General features: G+C 56.4%; 18 protein-coding genes and 1 pseudogene. 9 read left to right on the forward strand and 10 right to left on the reverse strand.

The genetic code is table 11. The features are described 5' to 3' along the window. Positions 1-25: 25 nt before the first annotated feature. On the reverse strand, positions 26-1,954 hold the full coding sequence (locus ACQZQY_RS04545; protein ID WP_431297153.1) for a methyl-accepting chemotaxis protein: 1,929 nt from the start codon (positions 1,952-1,954) through the stop codon (positions 26-28). Positions 1,955-2,274: 320 nt separating this feature from the next. On the opposite strand from ACQZQY_RS04545, the gene ACQZQY_RS04550 reads away from it, so the two are divergent. Together ACQZQY_RS04550 and ACQZQY_RS04555 are read left to right on the forward strand one after the other, a co-directional pair. Then, positions 2,275-2,814 (forward strand): hypothetical protein, encoded by a 540-nt coding sequence (locus ACQZQY_RS04550; protein WP_421671365.1) that lies wholly within the window; start codon positions 2,275-2,277, stop codon positions 2,812-2,814. Between the two features lie 11 nt (positions 2,815-2,825). Next, positions 2,826-3,299, forward strand: coding sequence for a GNAT family N-acetyltransferase (locus ACQZQY_RS04555; RefSeq protein ID WP_260308486.1), 474 nt, complete (start codon positions 2,826-2,828; stop codon positions 3,297-3,299). Here the strand turns inward: ACQZQY_RS04555 and ACQZQY_RS04560 are convergent. After that, complete coding sequence (locus ACQZQY_RS04560; protein ID WP_122097173.1) at positions 3,296-3,748, reverse strand: GNAT family N-acetyltransferase; 453 nt, start codon at positions 3,746-3,748, stop codon at positions 3,296-3,298. The two genes, ACQZQY_RS04555 and ACQZQY_RS04560, sit on opposite strands and share 4 nt — an antisense overlap. 29 nt (positions 3,749-3,777) lie before the next feature. Next, complete coding sequence (locus ACQZQY_RS04565) at positions 3,778-4,344, reverse strand: helix-turn-helix domain-containing protein (protein ID WP_431296687.1); 567 nt, start codon at positions 4,342-4,344, stop codon at positions 3,778-3,780. A 137-nt stretch (positions 4,345-4,481) separates the two neighbouring features. Between ACQZQY_RS04565 and ACQZQY_RS04570 the strand changes: the two genes are divergently transcribed. The 5 genes and pseudogenes from ACQZQY_RS04570 to ACQZQY_RS04590 all read left to right on the forward strand — a co-directional run bounded on the left by ACQZQY_RS04570 (position 4,482) and on the right by ACQZQY_RS04590 (position 9,150). After that, the gene (locus ACQZQY_RS04570; RefSeq protein WP_390973678.1) at positions 4,482-5,684 is read left to right on the forward strand and encodes a benzoate/H(+) symporter BenE family transporter; all 1,203 of its coding nucleotides are present in this window, start codon (positions 4,482-4,484) and stop codon (positions 5,682-5,684) included. A gap of 122 nt (positions 5,685-5,806) precedes the next feature. Next, positions 5,807-6,838: an L-idonate 5-dehydrogenase gene (gene idnD / locus ACQZQY_RS04575; protein WP_431296688.1), complete on the forward strand. Its 1,032-nt coding sequence runs from the start codon at positions 5,807-5,809 to the stop codon at positions 6,836-6,838. Positions 6,839-6,920: 82 nt separating this feature from the next. Further along, positions 6,921-7,517, forward strand: coding sequence for a DJ-1/PfpI family protein (locus ACQZQY_RS04580; protein ID WP_217204215.1), 597 nt, complete (start codon positions 6,921-6,923; stop codon positions 7,515-7,517). Between the two features lie 129 nt (positions 7,518-7,646). Then, positions 7,647-8,189 (forward strand): annotated as a pseudogene (locus tag ACQZQY_RS04585) (isochorismatase family protein); the annotation flags it as partial. A gap of 46 nt (positions 8,190-8,235) precedes the next feature. Further along, on the forward strand, positions 8,236-9,150 hold the full coding sequence (locus ACQZQY_RS04590; protein ID WP_431296689.1) for a GlxA family transcriptional regulator: 915 nt from the start codon (positions 8,236-8,238) through the stop codon (positions 9,148-9,150). 267 nt (positions 9,151-9,417) lie between these two features. Here ACQZQY_RS04590 and ACQZQY_RS04595 read toward each other — a convergent pair whose 3' ends face one another. Beyond that, positions 9,418-10,413: an acyltransferase gene (locus tag ACQZQY_RS04595; RefSeq protein WP_431296690.1), complete on the reverse strand. Its 996-nt coding sequence runs from the start codon at positions 10,411-10,413 to the stop codon at positions 9,418-9,420. A 238-nt stretch (positions 10,414-10,651) separates the two neighbouring features. On the opposite strand from ACQZQY_RS04595, the gene ACQZQY_RS04600 reads away from it, so the two are divergent. Further along, entirely contained in the window at positions 10,652-11,890 is a 1,239-nt protein-coding gene (locus tag ACQZQY_RS04600; protein ID WP_122097165.1) for an MFS transporter, read from the forward strand. Between the two features lie 155 nt (positions 11,891-12,045). On the opposite strand, the gene exaC is transcribed toward ACQZQY_RS04600, so the two are convergent. The 6 genes from exaC to fdnG all read right to left on the reverse strand — a co-directional run bounded on the left by exaC (position 12,046) and on the right by fdnG (position 19,933). Continuing rightward, positions 12,046-13,584 carry an acetaldehyde dehydrogenase ExaC gene (gene exaC / locus ACQZQY_RS04605; RefSeq protein ID WP_431296691.1) on the reverse strand — a complete coding sequence of 513 codons (1,539 nt, stop codon included), beginning with the start codon at positions 13,582-13,584 and terminating at the stop codon, positions 12,046-12,048. Between the two features lie 101 nt (positions 13,585-13,685). Continuing rightward, positions 13,686-14,327 (reverse strand): glutathione S-transferase, encoded by a 642-nt coding sequence (locus tag ACQZQY_RS04610; RefSeq protein WP_122097163.1) that lies wholly within the window; start codon positions 14,325-14,327, stop codon positions 13,686-13,688. A gap of 85 nt (positions 14,328-14,412) precedes the next feature. Next, the gene (fdhE, locus tag ACQZQY_RS04615) at positions 14,413-15,318 is read right to left on the reverse strand and encodes a formate dehydrogenase accessory protein FdhE (protein WP_431296692.1); all 906 of its coding nucleotides are present in this window, start codon (positions 15,316-15,318) and stop codon (positions 14,413-14,415) included. Beyond that, complete coding sequence (gene fdoI / locus ACQZQY_RS04620; RefSeq protein ID WP_431296693.1) at positions 15,315-15,968, reverse strand: formate dehydrogenase cytochrome b556 subunit; 654 nt, start codon at positions 15,966-15,968, stop codon at positions 15,315-15,317. Before fdoI ends, fdhE begins: the two co-directional genes overlap by 4 nt. Next, positions 15,965-16,873, reverse strand: a complete 909-nt coding sequence (fdxH, locus tag ACQZQY_RS04625) for a formate dehydrogenase subunit beta (protein ID WP_431296694.1) — start codon at positions 16,871-16,873, stop codon at positions 15,965-15,967. The genes fdoI and fdxH overlap by 4 nt, the downstream gene beginning before the upstream one ends. Positions 16,874-16,885: 12 nt before the next feature. Continuing rightward, on the reverse strand, positions 16,886-19,933 hold the full coding sequence (fdnG, locus tag ACQZQY_RS04630) for a formate dehydrogenase-N subunit alpha (RefSeq protein WP_072158098.1): 3,048 nt from the start codon (positions 19,931-19,933) through the stop codon (positions 16,886-16,888). A 145-nt stretch (positions 19,934-20,078) separates the two neighbouring features. Here fdnG and fdhD point away from each other — a divergent pair, with 145 nt between their 5' ends. Next, the gene (gene fdhD / locus ACQZQY_RS04635) at positions 20,079-20,921 is read left to right on the forward strand and encodes a formate dehydrogenase accessory sulfurtransferase FdhD (protein ID WP_431296695.1); all 843 of its coding nucleotides are present in this window, start codon (positions 20,079-20,081) and stop codon (positions 20,919-20,921) included. Positions 20,922-20,963 lie beyond the last annotated feature (42 nt).

Here is a 20,963-nt window from a genome sequence, read left to right on the forward strand (position 1 = left end):
CCCGGAGGCAGAAGGCGGTGAAGCGTTATTTCAGCCGGAACACCTGCACGATCTCATTCAGGCGGCGGGCCTGATCTTCGAGAGACGCAGAGGCGGCAGACGCCTGCTGAACCAGTGCCGAGTTTTGCTGGGTGACGCCGTCCATTTCGTGCACGGCCTGCGTCACCTGGCTGATGCCGCGCGACTGTTCGTCCGACGCCGAGACGATTTCGCTCATGATGTCACGCACGTCAGTGATGGCCTTCATGATCTCTTTCATCGTCTCACCGGCATTTTTCACCAGCCCGACACCGTGATCGACGCGTGAGGTCGATTCTTCAATCAGCGCGGAAATCTCTTTGACCGCATCGGCGCTGCGTTGCGCCAGGCTACGCACTTCCGAGGCCACCACCGCGAATCCGCGCCCCTGTTCCCCTGCCCGTGCCGCTTCCACTGCCGCGTTCAGCGCCAGAATGTTAGTCTGGAAGGCAATGCCGTTAATCACCGACGTAATGTCGGCAATGCGACGGGAACTGTCGTCTATTTCGCCCATAATGCCGACAACGTCAGACATAATGCGATCGCCTTTACCGGCAATCGTTGTGGCATTTTCAGTGAGCTCCGTGGCGACATGCGCGTTATCGGCGTTCTGTTTTACGGTAGCGGTCAGCTGCTCCATACTCGCCGCCGTTTCTTCCAGCGCCGCCGCCTGTTGTTCGGTGCGCGAGGCCAGATCGATATTTCCTGCCGCAATCTGCGACGCGCCGCTGCCGACCGCATGGCTGGTGGAAATAATGTCCGTGACCACGTGGCGCAACTGCGCCTGCATGGTTTGCAGCGCGAAGAAGATGCTGGTGCGGTCGTTTTTCTGCGTCAGGATCGGATGCGTTAAATCGCCATCGGCCACCGTCAGCGCGATTTTCGCCGCATCTGCCGGCTCACCGCCGACCGGGCGCAGCACTTTGCGGGTAAAGATAATGCTGAGCACCGCAAACACCACCACAATGCTCAGCACCATCAGCACCAGCGCGGAATAGAGCTGGCGCGTGCTTTCCTTCATCACCGCGTTGACCGGCGCAACGATGCCCAGCATCCAGGGTGTACCGGTATCACCAATCTGAATCGGCACAAACTCGGCAAAGGCATTTTCACCCAGCACCGGATCCTGCTGTTCGCTGCTGTAGGGCTGGCCGGTCTGAATACTTTTCAACAGCGGCGCATCGTTTTCCAGCTTTTGCGTGACCTGATCTTTTTTTGGCGAAGAAAGGTAATGGCCGGACTGCGAAAACAGCATCGCGTAGCCGGTGCCCTGATAGGGTTTGATACCGTTGACCATGGTCTGCAAGGTTTGCAGCGAGAAATCCGCCGTGACCGAACCGAGGAATTTTCCCTCCACGATGATCGGTACCGCGATCGACGTCAGCAGCGTTTCCACGCCGTTGTAGGGGTAGCTGTACGGCTCAAGAATCACCTCTTTTTTGAGTTTGCGCGGCAGCAGATAGTAATCGCCGCTGCCCGGCGTTTCATAATCGGTGAGGTTGTGCAGCACCACGTTGCCACTGATGTCGCGGTCAACATAACGGACGTAACGGCCATCCGGATCCTGCCCTGCCTGTGCGGCTAAGTCAGCGTCTTTCCCGTCGAACGCATCCGGCTCCCAGGCCAGAGACATCGACAGAAAATCCGGGTGATTTTTCAACGCATTTTGCAGCAAGGTATCGGCCAGTTTGCGGTCGGCATGTCCGGCTTCGCGCAGGCTTACCATGCTTTGCACCAGATCGCGGGCGGCATAAAGGGCGGTGTCGAGTTTCTGACGGGCGAGATAGCCGTCGGTATTGGCGGTTTGCTGAAGATAACGCCGGGCGATGTCGCGCTGCTGGTTAGCCGACTGCCAGCTGAGCAAGCCGACCGTAATGCTATAACCCAGGCTGATAGTGAGCAGCCCGACGATCAGCATCAGCGTGCGGGTACGCATCGGCGGTTTCTGTGGGTGTACATGCTTCTTTGGCGCAGCCGTGGCCGCAGGTGAGAACGCCTGAATCTGACTCATAAAACTCCCCGGAACAGTCAACGTGCTGTGAAAAACTCACTGTGAAAAATGGGTTATCTGTCCCTGATACGTGGCCTCTGAGGATGAGCAGGAATTCCGTTATCGTCTGAATTATCGGCACAGACTGAGGATGCTTTAGCCACAACGGTAAAAATCCGTCGCGAAAAGATAAACGTTCGCATCCTGCCCACGGCTCCCTATACTGCTGTTATGTCGGCTGATTCAGACCTGTTCAGGAAACTCCTATGAAGTCATGGCTTTTACCTCTGTTGCTGCTCGCACCGCTGTGCTCGCAGGCGGCATCGACGCCGAAAGAAATCAAAACCCGCTTCAGCCAGTTTAAGGTGGGGGACAAGACCATTTGCCTCGACGAGGTGATCTACGCTGATAACAAAAAAATGAAGGTTATCGAGAACGGCTTTGTGGTGTCGAAGCGCAAAAACATGCTGATTTACCAGAGTAATACGCTGTTTTTGCTGGGTAATAACGTCACGGTTAACATCAAGGCGATCATTGAAAGCCGGATCGGCAAAACCTCATTCAGCAATCAGTTTAAGCAGGCGATGATTCAGGTCGAAGGGCTGGATGATCCGTCGCGGGCAGACGATAAAGCTAAGATTATTCAGTCATTTGAAAACGTGGTGGCCGATAAAGACAATCAGACGCCGTACAGTTCTGTGGCGCTGACCGAAAAAGGCTACATCATCACGCAGGCCGAAGCCCATTCGACGACCATCAGTGAATGCTACGTAACGCCTTATAAAAAACCGGATACCGCAAAATAATTCAGAGGGAAATGATGACCGTATTAGTGCCAATGAACGCGGCGTTCTATGACGAATTTGCCGAACTGCTGGCAAAAGATTACGCCGGGGAGAATGTGACTGCCGGTCTTTGGGCCGCCGATACCGCGCTGGAACGCGCCCGTCATTCCATTCAGGCGTCGTTGCCGCAAGGGATTGAGACGCCGGATCATTATCTTTATGAGATCAAAACCGACGCGCAAAATGACAGGGTCGGCTATCTGTGGTTCGCCAACGTGGAGCGCTACAGAGTACACAGCGCCTTCGTTTATGAGCTGATGATTTATCCGCAGTTTCGCCGTCAGGGCCATGCCGCTGCGGCATTCCGGCTGATGGAACAGCGCCTGCGTGAACTGGGCAGTGCGGCGATCGAACTCAATGTGTTCGCCAGCAATCCCGCTGCGCAGGCGCTGTACGCCAGCCTTGGTTACGTCACCACGAAAATGACGCTGCGCAAGCCGCTTTAACGGACGTATTTCATAAAGTTAGTGGTCTGCCCCACCCGGTCGTAAAGTTTGCGGGCGGTGTGGTTGGTGGTTTGCGTCATCCAGTAGACGTTGGCTTTGTCGTTTTCATCAGCGTAAGCGTAGACCGCCTCAATCAGTTTCTGCCCGATCCCCAGCTTGCGCGCACTGTCATCGACGTACAAATCCTGCAAATAAACCACCTGGCGCATATGCCACCCGTGATCGTGATTAATGCAGTTCACCAGCCCGACCAGTTTGCCCTGACATTGCGCCACAAAACCGAACATGCTGGCGTAATCAGGCTGCGAAAGCCGCTCGAATGTGTAATCAAACTGAGCCGGATCGAGTTTTGACTGGTAAAAATCCAGATAACTGCGCCAGAGAACCTCCCAGCTTTCGCGGTCAGCGGGCATTAACGGGCGGATCACAACATCTTGCGGCTGGCTCATCAGAGCATTCTCCTCACAAATAGAAAACGTTACGGACGTGACTGCGGGTAATGTATCAGGTCGTGGAAACGCACGGAATGCCCGCTGTTGTTGCGGTATGCATGCGGACAATCGGCAGCAAAACGCAGGGCTTCACCGGCGCGCAGCACGCGCGTGACGCCATCGACGGTCAGCGTCAGTTCGCCTTCAATCACAATCACATGCTCAATCACGCCGGCTTCGTGCGGTGTGGATTCACTGCACCCGTCCGGCTCGAGATCGATAACAAACATGTCCATGCGCAGCGTGGTATCGAACGGAAACAGCGGCACCACACGCATTCCCGAGGTGTCACTGTTGAACGTGGTCAGTAAGCCGTGGCGATGCAACGCCGCCGACTGCGCGGGCGGCGTTTCGAGAAATTCCGAAAACGAGACGTTCAGGCCGCTGGCGATTTTCCACAGCGTCGCGACGGTCGGGCTGGATTCGCCGCGCTCAATCTGCCCGAGCATCGCCTTGCTGACACCGGTCTGTTCTGCCGTCTGGCTGAGGCTCCAGCCGCGCTCGCTGCGCACGGCTTTCAGCTGGCTGCCAATATGGCGGGTAAGTTCCTGCATTGTGTCTCCTCTGCGACGATGATCGTTCATCGCGATTGTGCGTTATAACGCACAGTGATATCTTGAGCGCAACAGGTGTGCGCTATAACGCACAACAGCATAACGTCAGCGTCCGGTAACCAGAAGGATTTTCACAGATGGCCTCGCGTTTCAGTTGGCAGGATTTAACGTTTTCGGCGGTCATCGCCGGATTTGTCGCGGTATTGGTGGGTTACACCAGTTCGGCGGCGATTATCTTTCAGGCGGCGGAAGCCGCGGGCGCCAGCGTGGCGCAGATTGGCGGCTGGCTGAGCATGCTCGGGCTGGGGATGGGCGTCACCAGCATCGGTTTATCGCTCTATTACCGCACGCCGGTGGTGACCGCCTGGTCAACGCCCGGCGCGGCGTTACTGGTCACCAGCCTGCCCGGCACCTCGATTAACGAGGCCATTGGCGTGTTTGTGTTTGCCACCGGCCTGATCCTGCTGTGCGGCGTGACCGGCCTGTTCGCCAAAATGATGCATTACATTCCGCAGGCGCTGTCGGCGGCCATGCTGGGCGGCATTCTGCTGCGCTTCGGGCTGAACGCGTTTACCTCGCTGCAAAGCAATTTTGCCCTCGCGGGCAGCATGTGTCTGGTGTATTTGCTGGCGAAACGCGCCCTGCCGCGCTATGCGGTGGTGCTCGCGCTGGCCGCCGGGCTGATTGCCGCCGGATGGCAGGGCGACATCGCCCTGCACGGCCAGTCGCTGACGTTCGCCGCACCGGCGTTTGTCATGCCCCATTTCACGTTGTCTTCGATTATCGGCATCGGCATTCCTTTCTTTATCGTCACCATGGCCTCGCAGAACGCGCCAGGCATTGCCACGCTGAAAGCCCACGGTTACAACCTGCCGGTATCACCGCTGATTTCATGGACGGCGCTGACGGCGCTGGTTTTGGCCCCATTCGGCGGTTTTACCGTCTGTATCGCCGCCATTACCGCCGCAATTTGTATGGGTGAGGATATCCATCCCGATCCGAAAAAACGCTATATGGCCGCCGTCGCGGCAGGCGTTTTTTATCTGATTGCAGGCGTGTTTGGCGGATCCATTGGCATGATGTTTACCGCGCTGCCGGAAGTGCTTATCCACACCATCGCGGGACTGGCGTTGCTCGGCACCATTGCGGGCAGTCTGTACCGCGCGCTGGAAAACGAAAGTCAGCGCGACGCGGCAATCATCACTTTTCTGATCACCGCATCCGGCGTCACGCTGCTGGGCATCGGTTCGGCATTCTGGGGGCTGGCGGGCGGTGTGATTACGCATCTGATCCTGAGCATTCCGGCGCGCAAGCGTGATAAATCCGCCGGGAAAGGTTGAGTCCGTTCAAGTTATGGGTAACAGGTTTTCGTAACACGGCGCAAAGTGATGGCGGTCACGTTTTCGGATCGGTAAACCCTCTTTACTGGAGCCAATCAGGCCCTTTAAAGAGCGAGAATTCCATGACTATTGCCACACAATCCTGCGTCGTCACCGGGAAAAAAGACGTCGCGGTGATCAACCAGACCCTCGATTACACCGGCCAGGGCACGCTGGTCAAAGTGACCCGCGGCGGCATCTGCGGCTCGGATCTGCATTACTACGAACACGGCGCCGTGGGTGATTTCAAAGTGCGCGAGGCGATGGTTCTCGGGCACGAAGTGGTCGGCGTGGTGGAGAAATCGGATAACCCGAATTTGCAGCCCGGCCAGAAAGTGGCGCTCAATCCGAGTAAACCGTGCAGAGCCTGTAAATATTGCCTGTCCGGCGACGAAAATCAGTGTACGACCATGAAGTTTTTCGGCAGCGCGATGTATTTTCCGCACATCAACGGCGCGTTCACGCAGTATAAAATTGTCGACAGCGATCAGTGTATTCCTTACGACAATCAGGTCAGCGACAGTCTGATGGTGTTCGCCGAACCGCTGGCCGTCGCCATTCATGCCGTGAATCAGGCGGGCGATATTCATGGAAAAACCGTGTTTGTTTCCGGCGTCGGCCCGATTGGTTGCCTGATCGTGCTGGCGGCGAAAGCCAAAGGCGTGGCGCAGATCGTGGTGACCGACCCGAGCGAACGCTGCCGCACGCTGGCACTGGCGGTTGGCGCAAGCAAAGCGCTGGACGCCGCGCAGGGCGATTTCAGCGAATATCAGGCAGAGAAAGGCTTCTTCGATGTCTCCTTTGACGCCTCCGGTCATCCGTCTTCCATCCGCCGTTGTCTTGAAGTGACGCGCGCACGCGGCACGCTGGTGCAGGTCGGCATGGGGCCGGTAGTGAATGAATTTCCACTGATGATGCTGATTGCTAAAGAAATTAACTGGGTCGGCAGCTTCCGTTTCACGCAAGAATTCAACACGGCAGTGGAATGGCTGGCGAATAAAACCGTCGATCCGATGCCTTTATTGTCGGCGGAATTCCCGCAGGAAAGTCTGGTGGACGCGCTGGAATTCGCGCTGGATAAATCCAAAGCCTCGAAAGTGCAGCTGGTTTTCTAGTCTGCCACGTCACTCACATTATCAAAACATCGTTTCATTTTATGATGTCCTCTGATTTTTAACCTCAGAGGACATTTGCATTATGGTGAAGGACAACGCGAAAAAGCAGGTCGCCCTGCTGCTGGCCGACGGTTTTGAAGAAGGCGAAGCGGTGATTGTGCTCGATATTCTCGAGCGGCTGGACATTCAGGTCACCACGCTGGCGTGCCAGAAAAGCCTGACGCTGCGCACCTATCACGGTATTCAGATGCAGGCTAACGCACTGCTTTCCGCGCAGGGCGACCGTTTATTCGATGCCGTGGTGATGCCCGGTGGCCCGGAAGGATCGGTGGCGCTGGCGGCCAGCAAAGAGGTGGTGGAATTTGTCCGCCGTCACGACGAGGCCGGTAAACTGATCTGCCCGCTGTGCTCCGCGGCCGCCCGCGTGCTGGGCGGAAACGGACTGCTGAAAGGGCGTCGCTACGTCTGTTCCGGCGATTTATACCAAGATGTGAAAGACGGCGTGTACGTCAATCAGTCCTTCGTGGAAGACGGCAACTTACTGAGCGGCAAAGGATTAGGGCTGGCATTCGATTTTGCCTTCCAGCTGGCCTACCGCCTGACCGGCGACGCTGAAACCACCAATTTCCAGGCCGATCATATCGATTATCACCACTGGCGTGCCGACCAGAAACTCTGATTAAAACATTCTCCTTCCGGCGGATGATGCAGATCGTCCGTCCCTGTCAGCATCATGTCCGTTTTTGGCATTCTCCCTTAAGTATTTCAGGCGCAAACTGGCTTCACACTCATCTGATGGAGTCCGAAAATGGCACACAGCGCCCTGTTAAACATCGACGTTCAGCGTTCCTTCGAACAAAAAGATTTCTGGCAGCAGGATGATTTACCGGCTTTCAGTGCCGCCCTAACCCGCCTGATCGACGGCTGTCAGGCCCGCGACGTGCCGGTCATCGACTTCTTTCACGTCAATCCGGATGGCGTGTTTTCGCTGGATTCCGGGCTGGTAACGCCGATGTCTTTTCTTAGTCATCAGCCGCAACATGTGGTGCATAAACACGTCCACAATTCCCTGACCGAATCCGGCCTCGACGGCTGGCTGCGTGAAAACGGCATCACGCATCTGATCATCGCCGGAATGCGTACCGAACAGTGCTGTGAAACCACGGCACGCGTGGCGTCCGATCTCGGTTACTCGGTGACGTTCGTGACAGAAGCGACGCTGACCTTCCCGATGACCCACGCCAGCGGCGTCACGCTGAGCGCACAGGAGATCAAACTGCGAACCGAACTGGTGCTCGATGACCGCTTTGCCACCATCACCGACGTAGCCGGTGCGCTGGCGGAACTCGACCGCGCTGTGTGAAGATAGCGTTTTCTCCTGCACACGGATCAACACTATGCAGCGACATGTCTACTTTGTGACGCTCCCCGGCGTGATGGCGTTAGATCTCGCCGGCCCGGCGGAAGCGCTACGGCTGGCCGGGCAATTTACGCTGCATTACATCGGGCCGCAGCCTGAAGTCGTGATGTCGACAGGTCTGACGGTCAGCCATTTACAGCCGCTGCCGGAAAGTCTGCCCAAGGGCAGTATTTTGATCATGCCGGGCGTGGCGGAATCCGCCGAAAACTTTGCCTCACCGGTCGCGCAAATAGCCTGCGACTGGTTGCATCAGCAGAAAAGCGCGATTGAAGCGGGAAGTTTAACGCTGGTGTGCATCTGCTCCGGCAGCCTGCTGGCCGGAAAAGCCGGGCTGCTCGACGGCTATCAGTGCACCACGCACCACGACGTGATCGAGCGCTTACGCCAGCAGGTGCCTGCTGCCCAGGTGAAAGATAACCGGATATTTGTTGAGGACCGTTTCGTGCTGACCAGTGCGGGCATCAGCGCCGGTATCGATCTGGCGCTGCATCTTATCGCCACGCATTCAGGGCCGCAGGCCGCGCTGGATGTCGCCCGCGAAATGGTGGTCTATTTCCGCCGCGCCGGCGATGATCCTCAGCTTTCCCCGTGGCTGCGTTACCGCAATCACCTGCACCCTGCCGTGCACCGCGCGCAAAACCTGATGGCCGCCGAACCGGAATCCCCCTGGCAGGTGGAAGACGTTGCCGCCAGAGCGCACATCAGTAGCCGCCACCTCACCCGTTTGTTCCGCCAGCATCTGGGCATCAGCGTGCGCGACTACCACGAACAACTGCGCATCGCCGTCGCCCAACAACGCCTGCAACAAGGCGCGGGTATCGAAAAAGCCGCCCTCGCTGCCGGGTTTTCATCTGCAAGGCAATTGAGGCGGGCACAGGAACGGTGGGGGTGACATAAGGCTGATTGCAAGCTGAGCAATAAGTGAGTAAAATTTTACCCACTGACGGTTTGTGGGACTGAATAGCCGGGCTAAACAGTACGTCAGTGTCTGCCTGTAAAGGCCGCTGGCCGTGCCGCGACAGGATGAAAATCTAAAGACCTCCGCCTGAAGCTGTTAAAAACAAAAAAGCGACCCTGAGTCGCTTTTTTGCTATCTGCGCCTTGTCGGCAGTTTCAATCCTTTCATTTATTCGCATCGATAATAAATATTCTTTCTCATTCAGCTCACCCAGTTCCGTCTGTCTATTTTCCCCAGCCCCATCGCCAGTAATAAACCGCCGCCCAGGCCGCAGATAAACAGATACGCGATATTCAGCAGCGGATAGTGCGGGAAATCGAGATGCAGGCTGCGCAGGCCAATGATGATCAACGCATGAAAGCCGTAAATGGCCAGCGAATGGCGGGAGATCAGCGCAAATCCCGGCAGGATGCGGTGGGTCAGCGCATTTTTGAAAATGATAAACAGCGAGATGGCGGAGATAAAGACCAGCGGGCCGCTGTAGACGTAAAACGTGTCGGCGAAATTCTGGTTAATCTGCATTTGCCGGTAAGTGCCCGTCGCAACCGCCAGCGTGCTGAGTATGAACATGCCGCTGGCCGCCAGCGTGACCGGCGTTTTTTCGGTATTCATCTGGCTGAGGGCGCGCCCCATCAGGGCATAGAGCACGTAATAGAAAGTATCGCCGCTGATGTACAAATCCAGCGGCAGGAGGTGGATTTTCTGCCACGTGATGGCCGGAAGTTGGGGGTTCGCCAGAACGCCGAGCAGAAGCCCGGCGATCAGCAGATATTTTCCGGAGACGGCTTTAACGTTAATCAGCGGGGAAAGCAGGTAAATCACGATGATCGCGTAGAAGAACCAAAGATGATAAAACACCGGCTTTTCGAGGATCAGTCGCAGAGACGGCCAAAATCCGATTTTTGTCATCGTGAGAATATAAATCAGTGAGACGGCACTGTAGAACAGCAGGCATAACGTGACGCGCAGAAAATGCCGTTTTTGCGCGCTCTTTTCGCCGAAAAACAATGCGCCGGAAATCATAAAGAACAGCGGCACACAGACACGCGAAGCCGAATTGAGCAGGTTAGACACCGTCCATTCCGCGGTATGCACCGCAGCGAAATTGACCACCAGTGACGTGCTGGCGTGAACCATCACCACCATCATGCAGGCGAGCGCGCGCAGATTATCTATCCAGCTTATTTTTTCGCTCATTACCTGCAAATTCCTTCCTGTTGATGTGTTGTTTGCAGCCTAGCCAGCTTTGAGAGGGCTAACAAGGCAAAAGTATCATTCTCAGATTGTGCTGAACGTGAATCCGGTGATTGCGTTACGCTCAAATAATCGGCAAAATAGCCGGTATTACTGCCTCGCTTGCGAAACCCGCCCGGACAGTCTCTTATTTTCTGCTAATTTTCAACCGATTAGCCTTACGTCTGTGAAATAACTAAAAATGCATAATTCTCCAAATACTGCGTCCCTTCTGGGTCGGCAGGCGCTTTTGTTCCCTCTTTGTCTGGTGCTTTTTGAGTTCGCCACTTATATCGGCAACGATATGATCCAACCCGGCATGCTGGCCGTGGTGGCGAATTTCAATGCCGGAGAAGAGTGGGTGCCGACCTCCATGACGGCTTATCTGGCGGGCGGCATGTTCCTGCAATGGCTGCTCGGGCCGTTGTCCGACCGCCGCGGGCGTCGTCCGGTGATGCTCACTGGCGTCATCTTCTTCATCATCACCTGTCTGGCTATTTTGTTTGTACAAAACATTGAGCAGTTTATGGTGATGCGTTTCCTGCAAGGCATTAGCCTGTGCTTCATCGGGGCCGTGGGTTACGCCGCGATACAGGAATCCTTCGAGGAATCGGTGTGTATTAAAATCACCGCCATGATGGCGAACGTCGCGCTGATTGCGCCGTTGCTCGGGCCGCTGGCCGGTGCGGCGCTGATCCACGTCGCCCCCTGGCAGTCGATGTTTGTGATTTTCGCCGCACTCGCAGCCATCGCGCTGTGGGGGTTGTGGAAATCGATGCCTGAAACAGCGTCCCGCCTCGGCGAACCTTTCTCCATGCCAAGCCTGCTGCGCGATTATAAACACGTGCTGAAGAACCGTCAGTTCGTGTGTGGCGCGCTGGCGATTGGTTTTGCCAGCCTGCCGCTGCTGACGTGGATTGCGCAGTCGCCGGTGATTTTGATCAGCGGTGAAGGTCTTTCGACCTACGATTATGGTCTGTTGCAGGTGCCGATTTTCGGCGCGCTGATCGTCGGTAACGTCACACTGGCGCGCCTGAGCGGTAAGCGCACGGTCGATTATTTGATCAAACTGGGCGCAGGGCCGATGGTGATTGGCCTGCTGATTGCGGCCGCGGCGACGCTGTTTTCGGCGCATGCGTACCTGTGGATGACCGCCGGTCTGAGCCTGTACGCGTTCGGGATTGGCGTGGCGAATGCCGGTTTGTACCGTCTGACGCTGTTCTCCAGCGACATGAGCAAAGGCACCGTTTCTGCCGCGATGGGCGTCATCAGCATGATGATTTTCACGGTCGGGATTGAGCTGGCGAAAGTGGCTTACGTCGAAGGCGGTGCGGGGATGTTTAACCTGTTCAACCTGATAAGCGGTCTCGCCTGGCTGGCGCTGGTGGTTGTTTTCCTGCGCAGCCGCCAAATCGTGCTGCCGACGAACAGCGTAGTGTGATGCAAAAAATGCCAACAACGCCGATGCCAGGGCGTTATTGGCGCAGGGTGTGTGGACACGGACTGCACGGAAGAACCGGAGCGTACGCAGAGTACGTGAGGGTTCTGAGTACAGTCCGGGTTCAAAATACCAGGGCAAAATAGCCCCGTTAAAACTTAGAAAAGTCCCATCGGTTTACTCGAATAACTCACCAGCAGGCATTTGGTTTGCTGGTAGTGATCCAGCATCATTTTGTGAGTTTCCCGCCCGAGACCGGACTGCTTGTAACCGCCGAACGCCGCGTGCGCCGGATAGGCGTGATAGCAGTTGGTCCAGACGCGGCCCGCCTGAATGTTGCGCCCCATGTGGTACGCCACGTTGCCGTCACGGCTCCAGACGCCCGCCCCTAATCCATACGCCGTATCGTTGGCGATTTGCAGCGCCTCATCCATATCTTTAAACGTCGTCACCGCCAGCACCGGTCCGAAGATTTCTTCCTGGAAAACACGCATATTGTTTTTACCCAGCAAAATGGTCGGTTGCAGGTAATACCCCTCGTTCAGCGAGCCTTCGAGTTTTTTCTTCGCGCCGCCGGTCAGCACTTCCGCGCCCTCTTTTTTACCGATTTCGATATAATCCAGAATGGTTTTCATCTGCCCGGCAGACACCTGCGCGCCCATCTGCGTTTCCATATCTAACGGATTACCGGTTTTAATGGCTTCGACGCGTTTAATGGCGCGTTCCATAAAGCGTTCGTAAATGGATTCCTGCACCAGCGCGCGGCTCGGGCAGGTACAGACTTCGCCCTGATTGAAGGCAAACAGCGCGAAGCCTTCCAGCGCTTTATCGAAGAATTCGTCTTCTTTGTCCATCACATCCGCAAAGAAGATATTCGGGGATTTACCGCCCAGTTCCAGCGTTGCCGGGATCAGGTTTTGCGCCGCGTATCCGGCGATTTGCTGGCCGACTTCGGTCGAACCGGTAAAGGCCACTTTGGCGATGCGTTTGGACGTCGCCAGATATTCACCGATTTCGCCGCCCGCGCCGTTAACCACGTTGATGACGCCCGCAGGCAGAATGTCCTGCACCAGTTCCATCAGCAGTAAGACGGAAAGCGGCGTCAGTTTGGCCGGTTTGAGCACGATGCAGTTCCCGGCCGCCAGCGCCGGCGCCATTTTCCAGCAGGCCATCAGCAGCGGGAAGTTCCACGGGATGATTTGCGCCACCACGCCCAGCGGTTCGTGGAAATGATAGGCGACGGTGTCGCTGTCGATTTCGCTGATACCGCCTTCCTGCGCACGCACGCAGGAGGCGAAATAGCGGAAGTGGTCGATGGCTAACGGCACGTCTGCGCCGCTGGTTTCGCGGATCGGTTTACCGTTATCCCAGGTTTCGGCGTTTGCCAGCAGTTCGAGGTTTTGTTCCATGCGATCGGCAACTTTGAGCAGCAGGTTTGCCCGTTGCTGTACCGGCATTTTGCCCCAGTCGTCTTTGGCTTTGTGGGCGGCGTCCAGCGCCAGATCGACGTCGTCAGTGCTGGAACTGGCGACTTTGCACAGCACTTCGCCGGTCACCGGCGTCAGGTTGTCGTAATACTCATTTTTTACCGGCGCGACCCATTCACCGCCAATGAAGTTGTCGTATTGTTTTTTGAGTTTGAGCGGGAAACCGTATTCTTCCGGTTTGACGGCATGAGGATTTTTATCATAAGCCATGATGGAACTCCTTTATGCAGCAGGTAATAGCAGAGCGCTGCATAAAGTTTAGGCAGTGGTTGGTTAACCCGCGGGATGTAAAGAGAACTCTTCGAGCGGCCTCACACCTTTTTTGCGATAAAGCTGGCGTTACCGCTTCCGGGTGGCGTCGTGCGCGCAAAACTCTCGCGCTGAAACAGGCGCTCGACCAGTTTTATCAGCTCAGGGCGCTCTACGCACCAGCCGGGCGCGATACGGCGAAAATTGATGTAGCCCAGAGAACAGGCCACCGCGATATCGGCGACGTTCAGGCTTTCCGAGTTGAGCAGCGTGCGTTTTTCGGCGAGTTTTTCCAGCGCATCCAGCCCGCGCAGCAGCTTTTCCCGCTGACGCAACACCCAGGCTTCGTTACGTTTATCGGCATCGCGACGGCCTTCCAGCACTAACGCCACGGCGGCGTCGGTCACGCCATCGGCCAGCGCTTCAATTTGCTTCACCCGCAGAGCTTCCAGCGGCTGCCATGGCAACAGCGTGGGCGCAACGTTCATCAGCTCGATGAACTGCGCAATGATCGGGGAATCATAAAAAATTTCACCCTCGTCGGTGACGAGTGCGGGGACTTTTCCAAGGGGATTAAACTGCGTGATTTTGCAGCCCGGTTCGTGGGGCGTGTCGTTAATGAAATCAAACGGGATGCCTTTTTCCAGCAACATCACCGAGATTTTACGTACATACGGGCTGGTGTAACTGCCGATCAACTTCATCAGACCCTCCTCGATTTCGCCGGAACCTTATTTAAAGCTAGCAGCCGTGCCGGGGTTTACCAGTCACGGCGGCCAGTTTTACAGGTTATTGTGCGGGAAACAGGAACGGGTTGATGCCGCTGCCGGAAAAGCCTTTGTCTTCCATGCGGTCGTCGAGCAGCAGCGTGGCGAGGTCATCTGCCACCGCGTCTGCCTGCGGATCTTTATCCTGATAAATCAGTTTCAGATAGGCGCCGCAGTCATCGCAGGCTTCGGCTTTTACCGTTGCCTGTTCATCGTCGATGGACCACAGGTTGAGATGTTGCATCTCGTCACAGTTGCTGCATTTTGCCCGCACCACATGCCATTCGCTTTCGCACAGATTGCAGTGCAGATAGCGCAGACCGCTGGCCGTGATCACCGCAGACACAGGAATGCTGCCGCAAACCGGGCAGAACTGACGGTTCTCGCCGTAATCCGCACGCCCGACGCCACGCAACTGTGCCGCCATCTGCGCCCAGTACAGGGATAACGCGGCCCAGATAAAGGGGGCGTGATCGGCCGGAACGTGTTTGAAATCCTGGCAAAGCAGTTCTGTCGCCATCATCTCACGCTGAAGGTTCGGGGACTGCTCAAGGTGTTCCAGCACCGCGCGCACCGGCTCAGAAGCGTCGGGCTTCAGGACAGCAATCAGCGCGTCCAGCAGCATCAGCCAGTGCGGCGTACGCGGAAACAGGCTGCAATCGAGCGGCGGTTTACCGGCGGCTTTTTGCAATTCGTCACTCAGATCGATGTCGAGCGGGAATGTCTCAAGCACCTGCTGCTGCGCCTCGCAAATCGAAGCCGCAAAGTTCAGATACCCGTCGAGCGGGCTGTCTTCTGCCAGTTTTTTCAGACGACCGGCGCGGTTCTGGTAGAGCGTTTTCAGGTTAGCGAACAGTACCGGCGGGATGTCCCCCGCCGTTTTTTTACCGTCAGCCAGCAAGTCCTGTGCAACTATCTGGATGCTCATCCGGCTTTCCTCTCGTCTTGTTCTTTTTTCAGCTCTTCATCGCGCACCTGACGGTACCAGCGCGGATGGTGATACTTCGCCCATGACACCGGCACTTTGCCGCCGGTCATCGCCGAAATCGACCCTTTCGCCCAGGTCGCCGCGTAAACGTGCATGATAATCACCAGAATCAGCCCGATACCGGCCACGGAATGCACCAGCAGCGCCAGACGGATCAGCGGTATCGGGAAATAATCCGCAAACCACGGACGCCAGATGATCACGCCGCTGGCCATCAACAATACCAGGCAACCGATCGCCGCCCAGAACACACATTTCTGGCCGAAGTTATAGCGACCAGTGTCGCCAACTTCATGGTTGGTCAGCACTTTATCGATATTTTTCGCCCACACGAGGTCGTCTTTTTCCGGCAAATTGTGCTTCCAGTAACGGAAGAACATGCCGAGGAAAGAGACGAACATCACCACGCCGAAAAACGGATGGAGAATGCGCGCCAGTTGCGGGGTGCCGTACACGTTCATCAGCCAGTTAAACGACGGGAAAAAGAAGCCGATACCGCTGAGCGCCAGCGTCACAAAACAGAACGCCACGATCCAGTGATTGAGGCGTTCCACCAGGTTATAGCGCTGGATTAACTTCTCTTTTTTCATGGCCGTTTCTCCTCATCGTCATGTTTATCCTCTTCGGTGTGCTCTTCCTCTTTGACGTAATTCGGTCCCACGCCGAGGAAGTGGAAGGCCGCTGCCGCAAAGGTCACCGCGAAGCCGACCGCCGCCAGCGGTTTCCAGACACCTTTCCAGAGAGTGACCGCGGCGCTTATCGCCGGATCTTTCGGCAGGCCGTGATACAGCTGCGGATTGTCGGCGTGATGCAGCACGTACATCACGTGCGTGCCGCCGACGCCCTGCGGATCGTACAAACCGGCATGCTCAAATCCGCGGCCTTTCAGCTCGCTGACGCGTTCTGCGGCTAAATCCTGCATCGCGGTTTTGGTGCCGAAATGGATCGCGCCGGTCGGGCAGGTTTTCACACAAGCCGGTTCCTGGCCGACGCTCACACGGTCAACGCACAGCGTGCATTTGTAGGCACGGTTGTCCTGTTTGTTGATGCGCGGAATGTTGAACGGGCAACCGGCGATGCAGTAACCGCAGCCGATGCAATGTTCAGACTGAAAATCGACGATGCCGTTGGCGTACTGCAAAATCGCGCCTTCCGCCGGGCAGGCTTTCAGACAGCCCGGATCGGCGCAGTGCATACAGCCGTCTTTGCGGATCAGCCATTCCAGCTTGCCGTTTTGTTCCACTTCCGAGAAACGCATCACCGTCCAGGATTTTGCGCTGAGATCCATCGGGTTGTCGTACACGCCGGTATTAATCCCGACGTCATCGCGCAGGTCGTTCCATTCGGAACAGGCGACCTGACAGCCTTTACAGCCAATGCAGGTGGTGACGTCGATGAGTTTCGCCACTTCCTGCTGATGATCCCGGGCACGCGGCGCTGGCGTGAACCCGTTGGTTGCGGACTTACGAAGTATGTCCTGAGATTGCATTGCCATAATTCGCCTCCGTTAGACCTTTTCCACGTTAACCAGGAACGCCTTGAACTCCGGCGTTTGCGAGTTAGCGTCACCGACTGACGGCGTCAGCGTGTTGGCTAAATAGCCCTTACGCGTCGCGCCTTCAAAACCCCAGTGGCAAGGAATGCCAATGGTATCGACGTGCTTGCCGTCGATGGTCAGAGGCCGGATGCGTTTGGTCACCACGGCTTTCGCCACAATGAATCCGCGCTTCGAGGAGACTTTCACCTCGTCGCCCTGCGCAATGCCTTTCGAGGCGGCCAGACCTTCGCCGATCTCGATAAACTGCTCAGGCTGCGCGATGGCATTCAGCAACGCGTGTTTGGTCCAGTGGCGGAACAATTCGGTGATCGAATAGGTGGTCGCCACATACGGGAAATCTTTGGCGGTGCCCATATTCGGCAGATCGCTGGCAAAAATACGCGCAACCGGATTCGAAATAACCGAAGGATGCAGCGGGTTAGTGCCAATCGGCGATTCGATCGGTTCGTAATGCTCAGGGAACGGGCCGTCAGCCATTTTGTCGGTGGCAAATAAACGCCCGACGCCTTCCTGTTGCATGATGAACGGTCCGACGCCGGAACCCGGCGCAGCGGTGCTGTAATCCGGCACGTCAAAACCAATCCATTTCGCACCATCCCAGCGGATGATTTCGCGTTTTGGATCCCACGGCTGACCCTGCGGGTCGGCGGAGGCGCGGTTATACAGAATGCGGCGGTTGAGCGGCCAGCACCACGCCCAGCCGGACGTACAGCCCAGGCCGGAAGGATCGGCGTTATCGCGGCGCGCCATCTGGTTACCGGCTTCGGTCCAGCTGCCGGCGTAAATCCAGCAGAAACTGGCGGTGCTGCCGTCGTTTTTCAGATGTGCAAAGGTCGAAATCTGCTGGCCTTTTTTCGCCAGCACATTGCCCTGATCGTCATGGATATCGGCCAGCGCTTTGCCGTTGGCTTCGCGGGCAATTTCTTCCGGCAGCGGGTCGAGCGGATCCTGATAATCCCACGCCATATTCATCACCGGCAGCGGATTGGCACCGCCTTCCTGCCGGTACAGCTCGCGCAGTTTCATGAACAGGCGCGCGATGATTTTGCCGTCGTGCAGCGCTTCACCCGGCGGCTCAGACGCCTGGAAGTGCCATTGCAGCCAGCGGCCGGAGTTGACGATCGAGCCGTTTTCTTCGGCGAAACAGGAAGACGGCAGGCGGAACACTTCGGTCTGAATATCAGCGGTCTGCACGTCGTTCATTGCGCCGTGGTTTTGCCAGAAGTTGGAAGATTCCGTCACCAGCGGGTCGATCACCACCATGTATTTCAGTTTTGAGAGCGCACGCGAGGATTTGTTTTTGTCCGGGAACGCGGCCAGCGGGTTGAAGCCCTGCACGATATAACCGTTCAGTTTGCCTTGCGTCATCAGCTCGGCTTGCTGCATCACGTCGTAGCTTTTGTCCCATTTCGGCAGCCAGTCAAAGCCCCAGTCGTTCTCTGCCGTGGCGTGATCGCCCCAGAAGCTTTTCATCATACTGACGAAGAAGTTCGGCGTGTTTTTCCAGAAATTGACCTGCCCGTCCACCAGCGGCGCTGGCGTGATCTGTTGCAGGTAATCGGTGAAATTGGTCTGTTTTTCTGACGGCAGAGGCATATAGCCCGGCAGGTTCAGCGACAGCAAACCGAGGTCGGTGTAGCCCTGAATATTGGAGTGACCGCGCAGCGCATTGACGCCGCCGCCCGGCATACCAATGTTGCCGAGCAGCAACTGGATCATCGCCGCACAACGGATGATTTGCGCGCCGCCGGTGTGGTGCGTCCAGCCCAGCGCATACAGAATGGTCGAGGTTTTATCGCGCGCGCAGGTTTCCGCCAGAATGGAACTGATCAGCAGGAAATCTTCTTTCGAGGTGCCGCACAGACGCTCTACCAGTTCCGGCGTGTAGCGGGAAACGTGCTCTTTCAGCAGATTCCAGACACAGCGCGGGTCCTGCAGGGTTTTGTCTTGTTTCGCGAAGCCTTTCTCATCGAGCTGATAATGCCAACTTTCTTTGTTGTAGGATTTTTTCGCCGCATCAAATCCACTGAACAGCCCGTCGTTAAATTCATAGTCTTCACGCACCAGCAGGCTGGCGTTGGTGTATTCACGGACGTATTCGGTCTGAATTTTATTGTGCGTGATCAGGTAGTTGATCATACCCAGCAGGAACGCGGTGTCCGACCCGGCGCGGATCGGCGCATAGATATCGGCCACGGCGGCGCTGCGGTTGAAACGCGGATCGACGACGATGACTTTGGCGTTATTTTTGGTTTTTGCCTCAATCACCCATTTGAACCCGACCGGGTGCGCTTCTGCGGCGTTTCCGCCCATAATCAGAATGACGTTGGCGTTTTTGATATCGACCCAGTTGTTGGTCATCGCGCCGCGACCAAATGACGGCGCTAACGCCGCTACGGTCGGGCCGTGGCACAGACGCGCCTGGCAGTCGATCGCCACCATGCCCAGCGCACGGGTGAATTTCTGATCCAGCAGGCCGGTTTCGTTACTGGCCGCAGACGAACAGAGCATGCCGGTGGTCAGCCAGCGGTTAACCGTGACGTTATTGTCATTTTTCTCGACGAAGTTGGCGTCGCGGTCATCTTTCATCAGGCGGGCGATACGGGAAATCGCCTCATCCCATGAGATGCGCTGCCATTTATCAGAACCGGGCGCGCGATATTCCGGATATCTGAGACGGCCTTCGCTGTGGATGTAATCCAGCACGCCTGCGCCTTTCGGGCACAAGGAGCCACGACTGACCGGATGATCGGCGTCACCCTCTACGTGGAAGATATTTTCAGTGACGTTTTTCGCGCCGTCGCCCTGGCTGTAAATCAGCATCCCGCAACCGACTGAACAGTACGTACAGTTGTTGCGGGTTTCACGCGAGCGAAGCAGTTTATATTGGCGGGTTTCCGCCAGCGCGATTGTCGGGGCAAACCCCAATAATGCCGCTGTTGTGCCGGCCATACCGCCCGCACATATTTTGAATAATTGTCTTCTGCTGACTTGCATGAAAGACTCCTTCCCATCATTTGTTAACACATTGCTTTTCAAATTGCCGCTTTCCGCCGCAGTGGCGTAAGCGGTAAAATTAAGGCCTAAAGTCCTGACAGTTTGTACGGCTTATGTAGCCGGAATGTTTATAAGGTTATTGCTAATGGATGTCCATCAAGTAAACGAACTGGGCAAAAAAGATGATAAAAAAGTGACTCAGATCATCGGAGCGAGCCAAAAAACGGTGATGCAGCGCGCACATCTTGATGAGCCCAAAGATGACTGGATTGCTCAGGAAGTGCCCGTTGCGCTGGTCTATAACGGCATCTCGCACGTGGTGATGATGGCCTCGCCAAAAGATCTGGAAGCCTTTGCGCTGGGCTTTTCGCTGTCAGAAGGGATCATTGAATCCCCCGCTGACATTTACGGGATGGAAGTGACACCCACCTGTAACGGGATTGAAGTGAATATCGAGTTATCGAGCCGCCGTTTCGCCGGGCTGAAAGAGCGCCGCCGCGCCATGGCGGGGCGCACCGGCTGCGGCGTTTGCGGCATCGAACAACTGGGCGATTTGTTCCGCCCGCTCGCGCCGCTGCCGTTTACCCAGACCTTTGCGCTGGCGAATCTGGATAACGCGCTGAATCAGCTGAAATCCGTGCAGGAAATCGGCCAGCTGACCGGCTGTACCCACGCTGCCGCGTGGATAACCTCGCAGGGCGAATTACTGGGTGGCTGTGAAGACGTGGGCCGTCACGTGGCGCTGGATAAAATGCTGGGTATGCGCGCAAAACAGAATGACTGGACATCCGGCGCGGCGCTGGTTTCCAGCCGCGCCAGCTATGAAATGGTGCAGAAAGCCGCGATGTGCGGCATCGAAATTCTGTTCGCCGTCTCCGCCGCCACCACGCTCGCGGTCGAAGTCGCCGAAAAATGTCACCTGACGCTGGTCGGTTTCAGCAAACCGGGCCGGGCGACGGTGTATACGCATCCGCAAAGACTGAGGTAAACTCAGCGCAGAATTTGAACAGTTATCCATCAGAATAATAAT

Source organism: Rahnella sp. PAMC25559, from assembly GCF_050632365.1.
In the GTDB taxonomy this organism is placed as follows: Bacteria; Pseudomonadota; Gammaproteobacteria; order Enterobacterales; family Enterobacteriaceae; genus Rahnella; species Rahnella rivi.

Coding starts and splice junctions, on each gene's coding strand:
- fdxH (WP_431296694.1), bottom strand. CDS start 16,873: ATGGCAATGCAATCTCAGGACATACTTCGTAAGTCCGCAACCAACGGG.
- ACQZQY_RS04610 (WP_122097163.1), bottom strand. CDS start 14,327: ATGAAGTTGATCGGCAGTTACACCAGCCCGTATGTACGTAAAATCTCG.
- fdhE (WP_431296692.1), bottom strand. CDS start 15,318: ATGAGCATCCAGATAGTTGCACAGGACTTGCTGGCTGACGGTAAAAAA.
- fdnG (WP_072158098.1), bottom strand. CDS start 19,933: ATGCAAGTCAGCAGAAGACAATTATTCAAAATATGTGCGGGCGGTATG.
- ACQZQY_RS04570 (WP_390973678.1), top strand. CDS start 4,482: ATGGCCTCGCGTTTCAGTTGGCAGGATTTAACGTTTTCGGCGGTCATC.
- ACQZQY_RS04545 (WP_431297153.1), bottom strand. CDS start 1,954: ATGCGTACCCGCACGCTGATGCTGATCGTCGGGCTGCTCACTATCAGC.
- ACQZQY_RS04550 (WP_421671365.1), top strand. CDS start 2,275: ATGAAGTCATGGCTTTTACCTCTGTTGCTGCTCGCACCGCTGTGCTCG.
- fdhD (WP_431296695.1), top strand. CDS start 20,079: ATGGATGTCCATCAAGTAAACGAACTGGGCAAAAAAGATGATAAAAAA.
- ACQZQY_RS04600 (WP_122097165.1), top strand. CDS start 10,652: ATGCATAATTCTCCAAATACTGCGTCCCTTCTGGGTCGGCAGGCGCTT.
- ACQZQY_RS04590 (WP_431296689.1), top strand. CDS start 8,236: ATGCAGCGACATGTCTACTTTGTGACGCTCCCCGGCGTGATGGCGTTA.
- ACQZQY_RS04565 (WP_431296687.1), bottom strand. CDS start 4,344: ATGCAGGAACTTACCCGCCATATTGGCAGCCAGCTGAAAGCCGTGCGC.
- exaC (WP_431296691.1), bottom strand. CDS start 13,584: ATGGCTTATGATAAAAATCCTCATGCCGTCAAACCGGAAGAATACGGT.
- ACQZQY_RS04560 (WP_122097173.1), bottom strand. CDS start 3,748: ATGAGCCAGCCGCAAGATGTTGTGATCCGCCCGTTAATGCCCGCTGAC.
- fdoI (WP_431296693.1), bottom strand. CDS start 15,968: ATGAAAAAAGAGAAGTTAATCCAGCGCTATAACCTGGTGGAACGCCTC.
- ACQZQY_RS04580 (WP_217204215.1), top strand. CDS start 6,921: ATGGTGAAGGACAACGCGAAAAAGCAGGTCGCCCTGCTGCTGGCCGAC.
- idnD (WP_431296688.1), top strand. CDS start 5,807: ATGACTATTGCCACACAATCCTGCGTCGTCACCGGGAAAAAAGACGTC.
- ACQZQY_RS04555 (WP_260308486.1), top strand. CDS start 2,826: ATGATGACCGTATTAGTGCCAATGAACGCGGCGTTCTATGACGAATTT.
- ACQZQY_RS04595 (WP_431296690.1), bottom strand. CDS start 10,413: ATGAGCGAAAAAATAAGCTGGATAGATAATCTGCGCGCGCTCGCCTGC.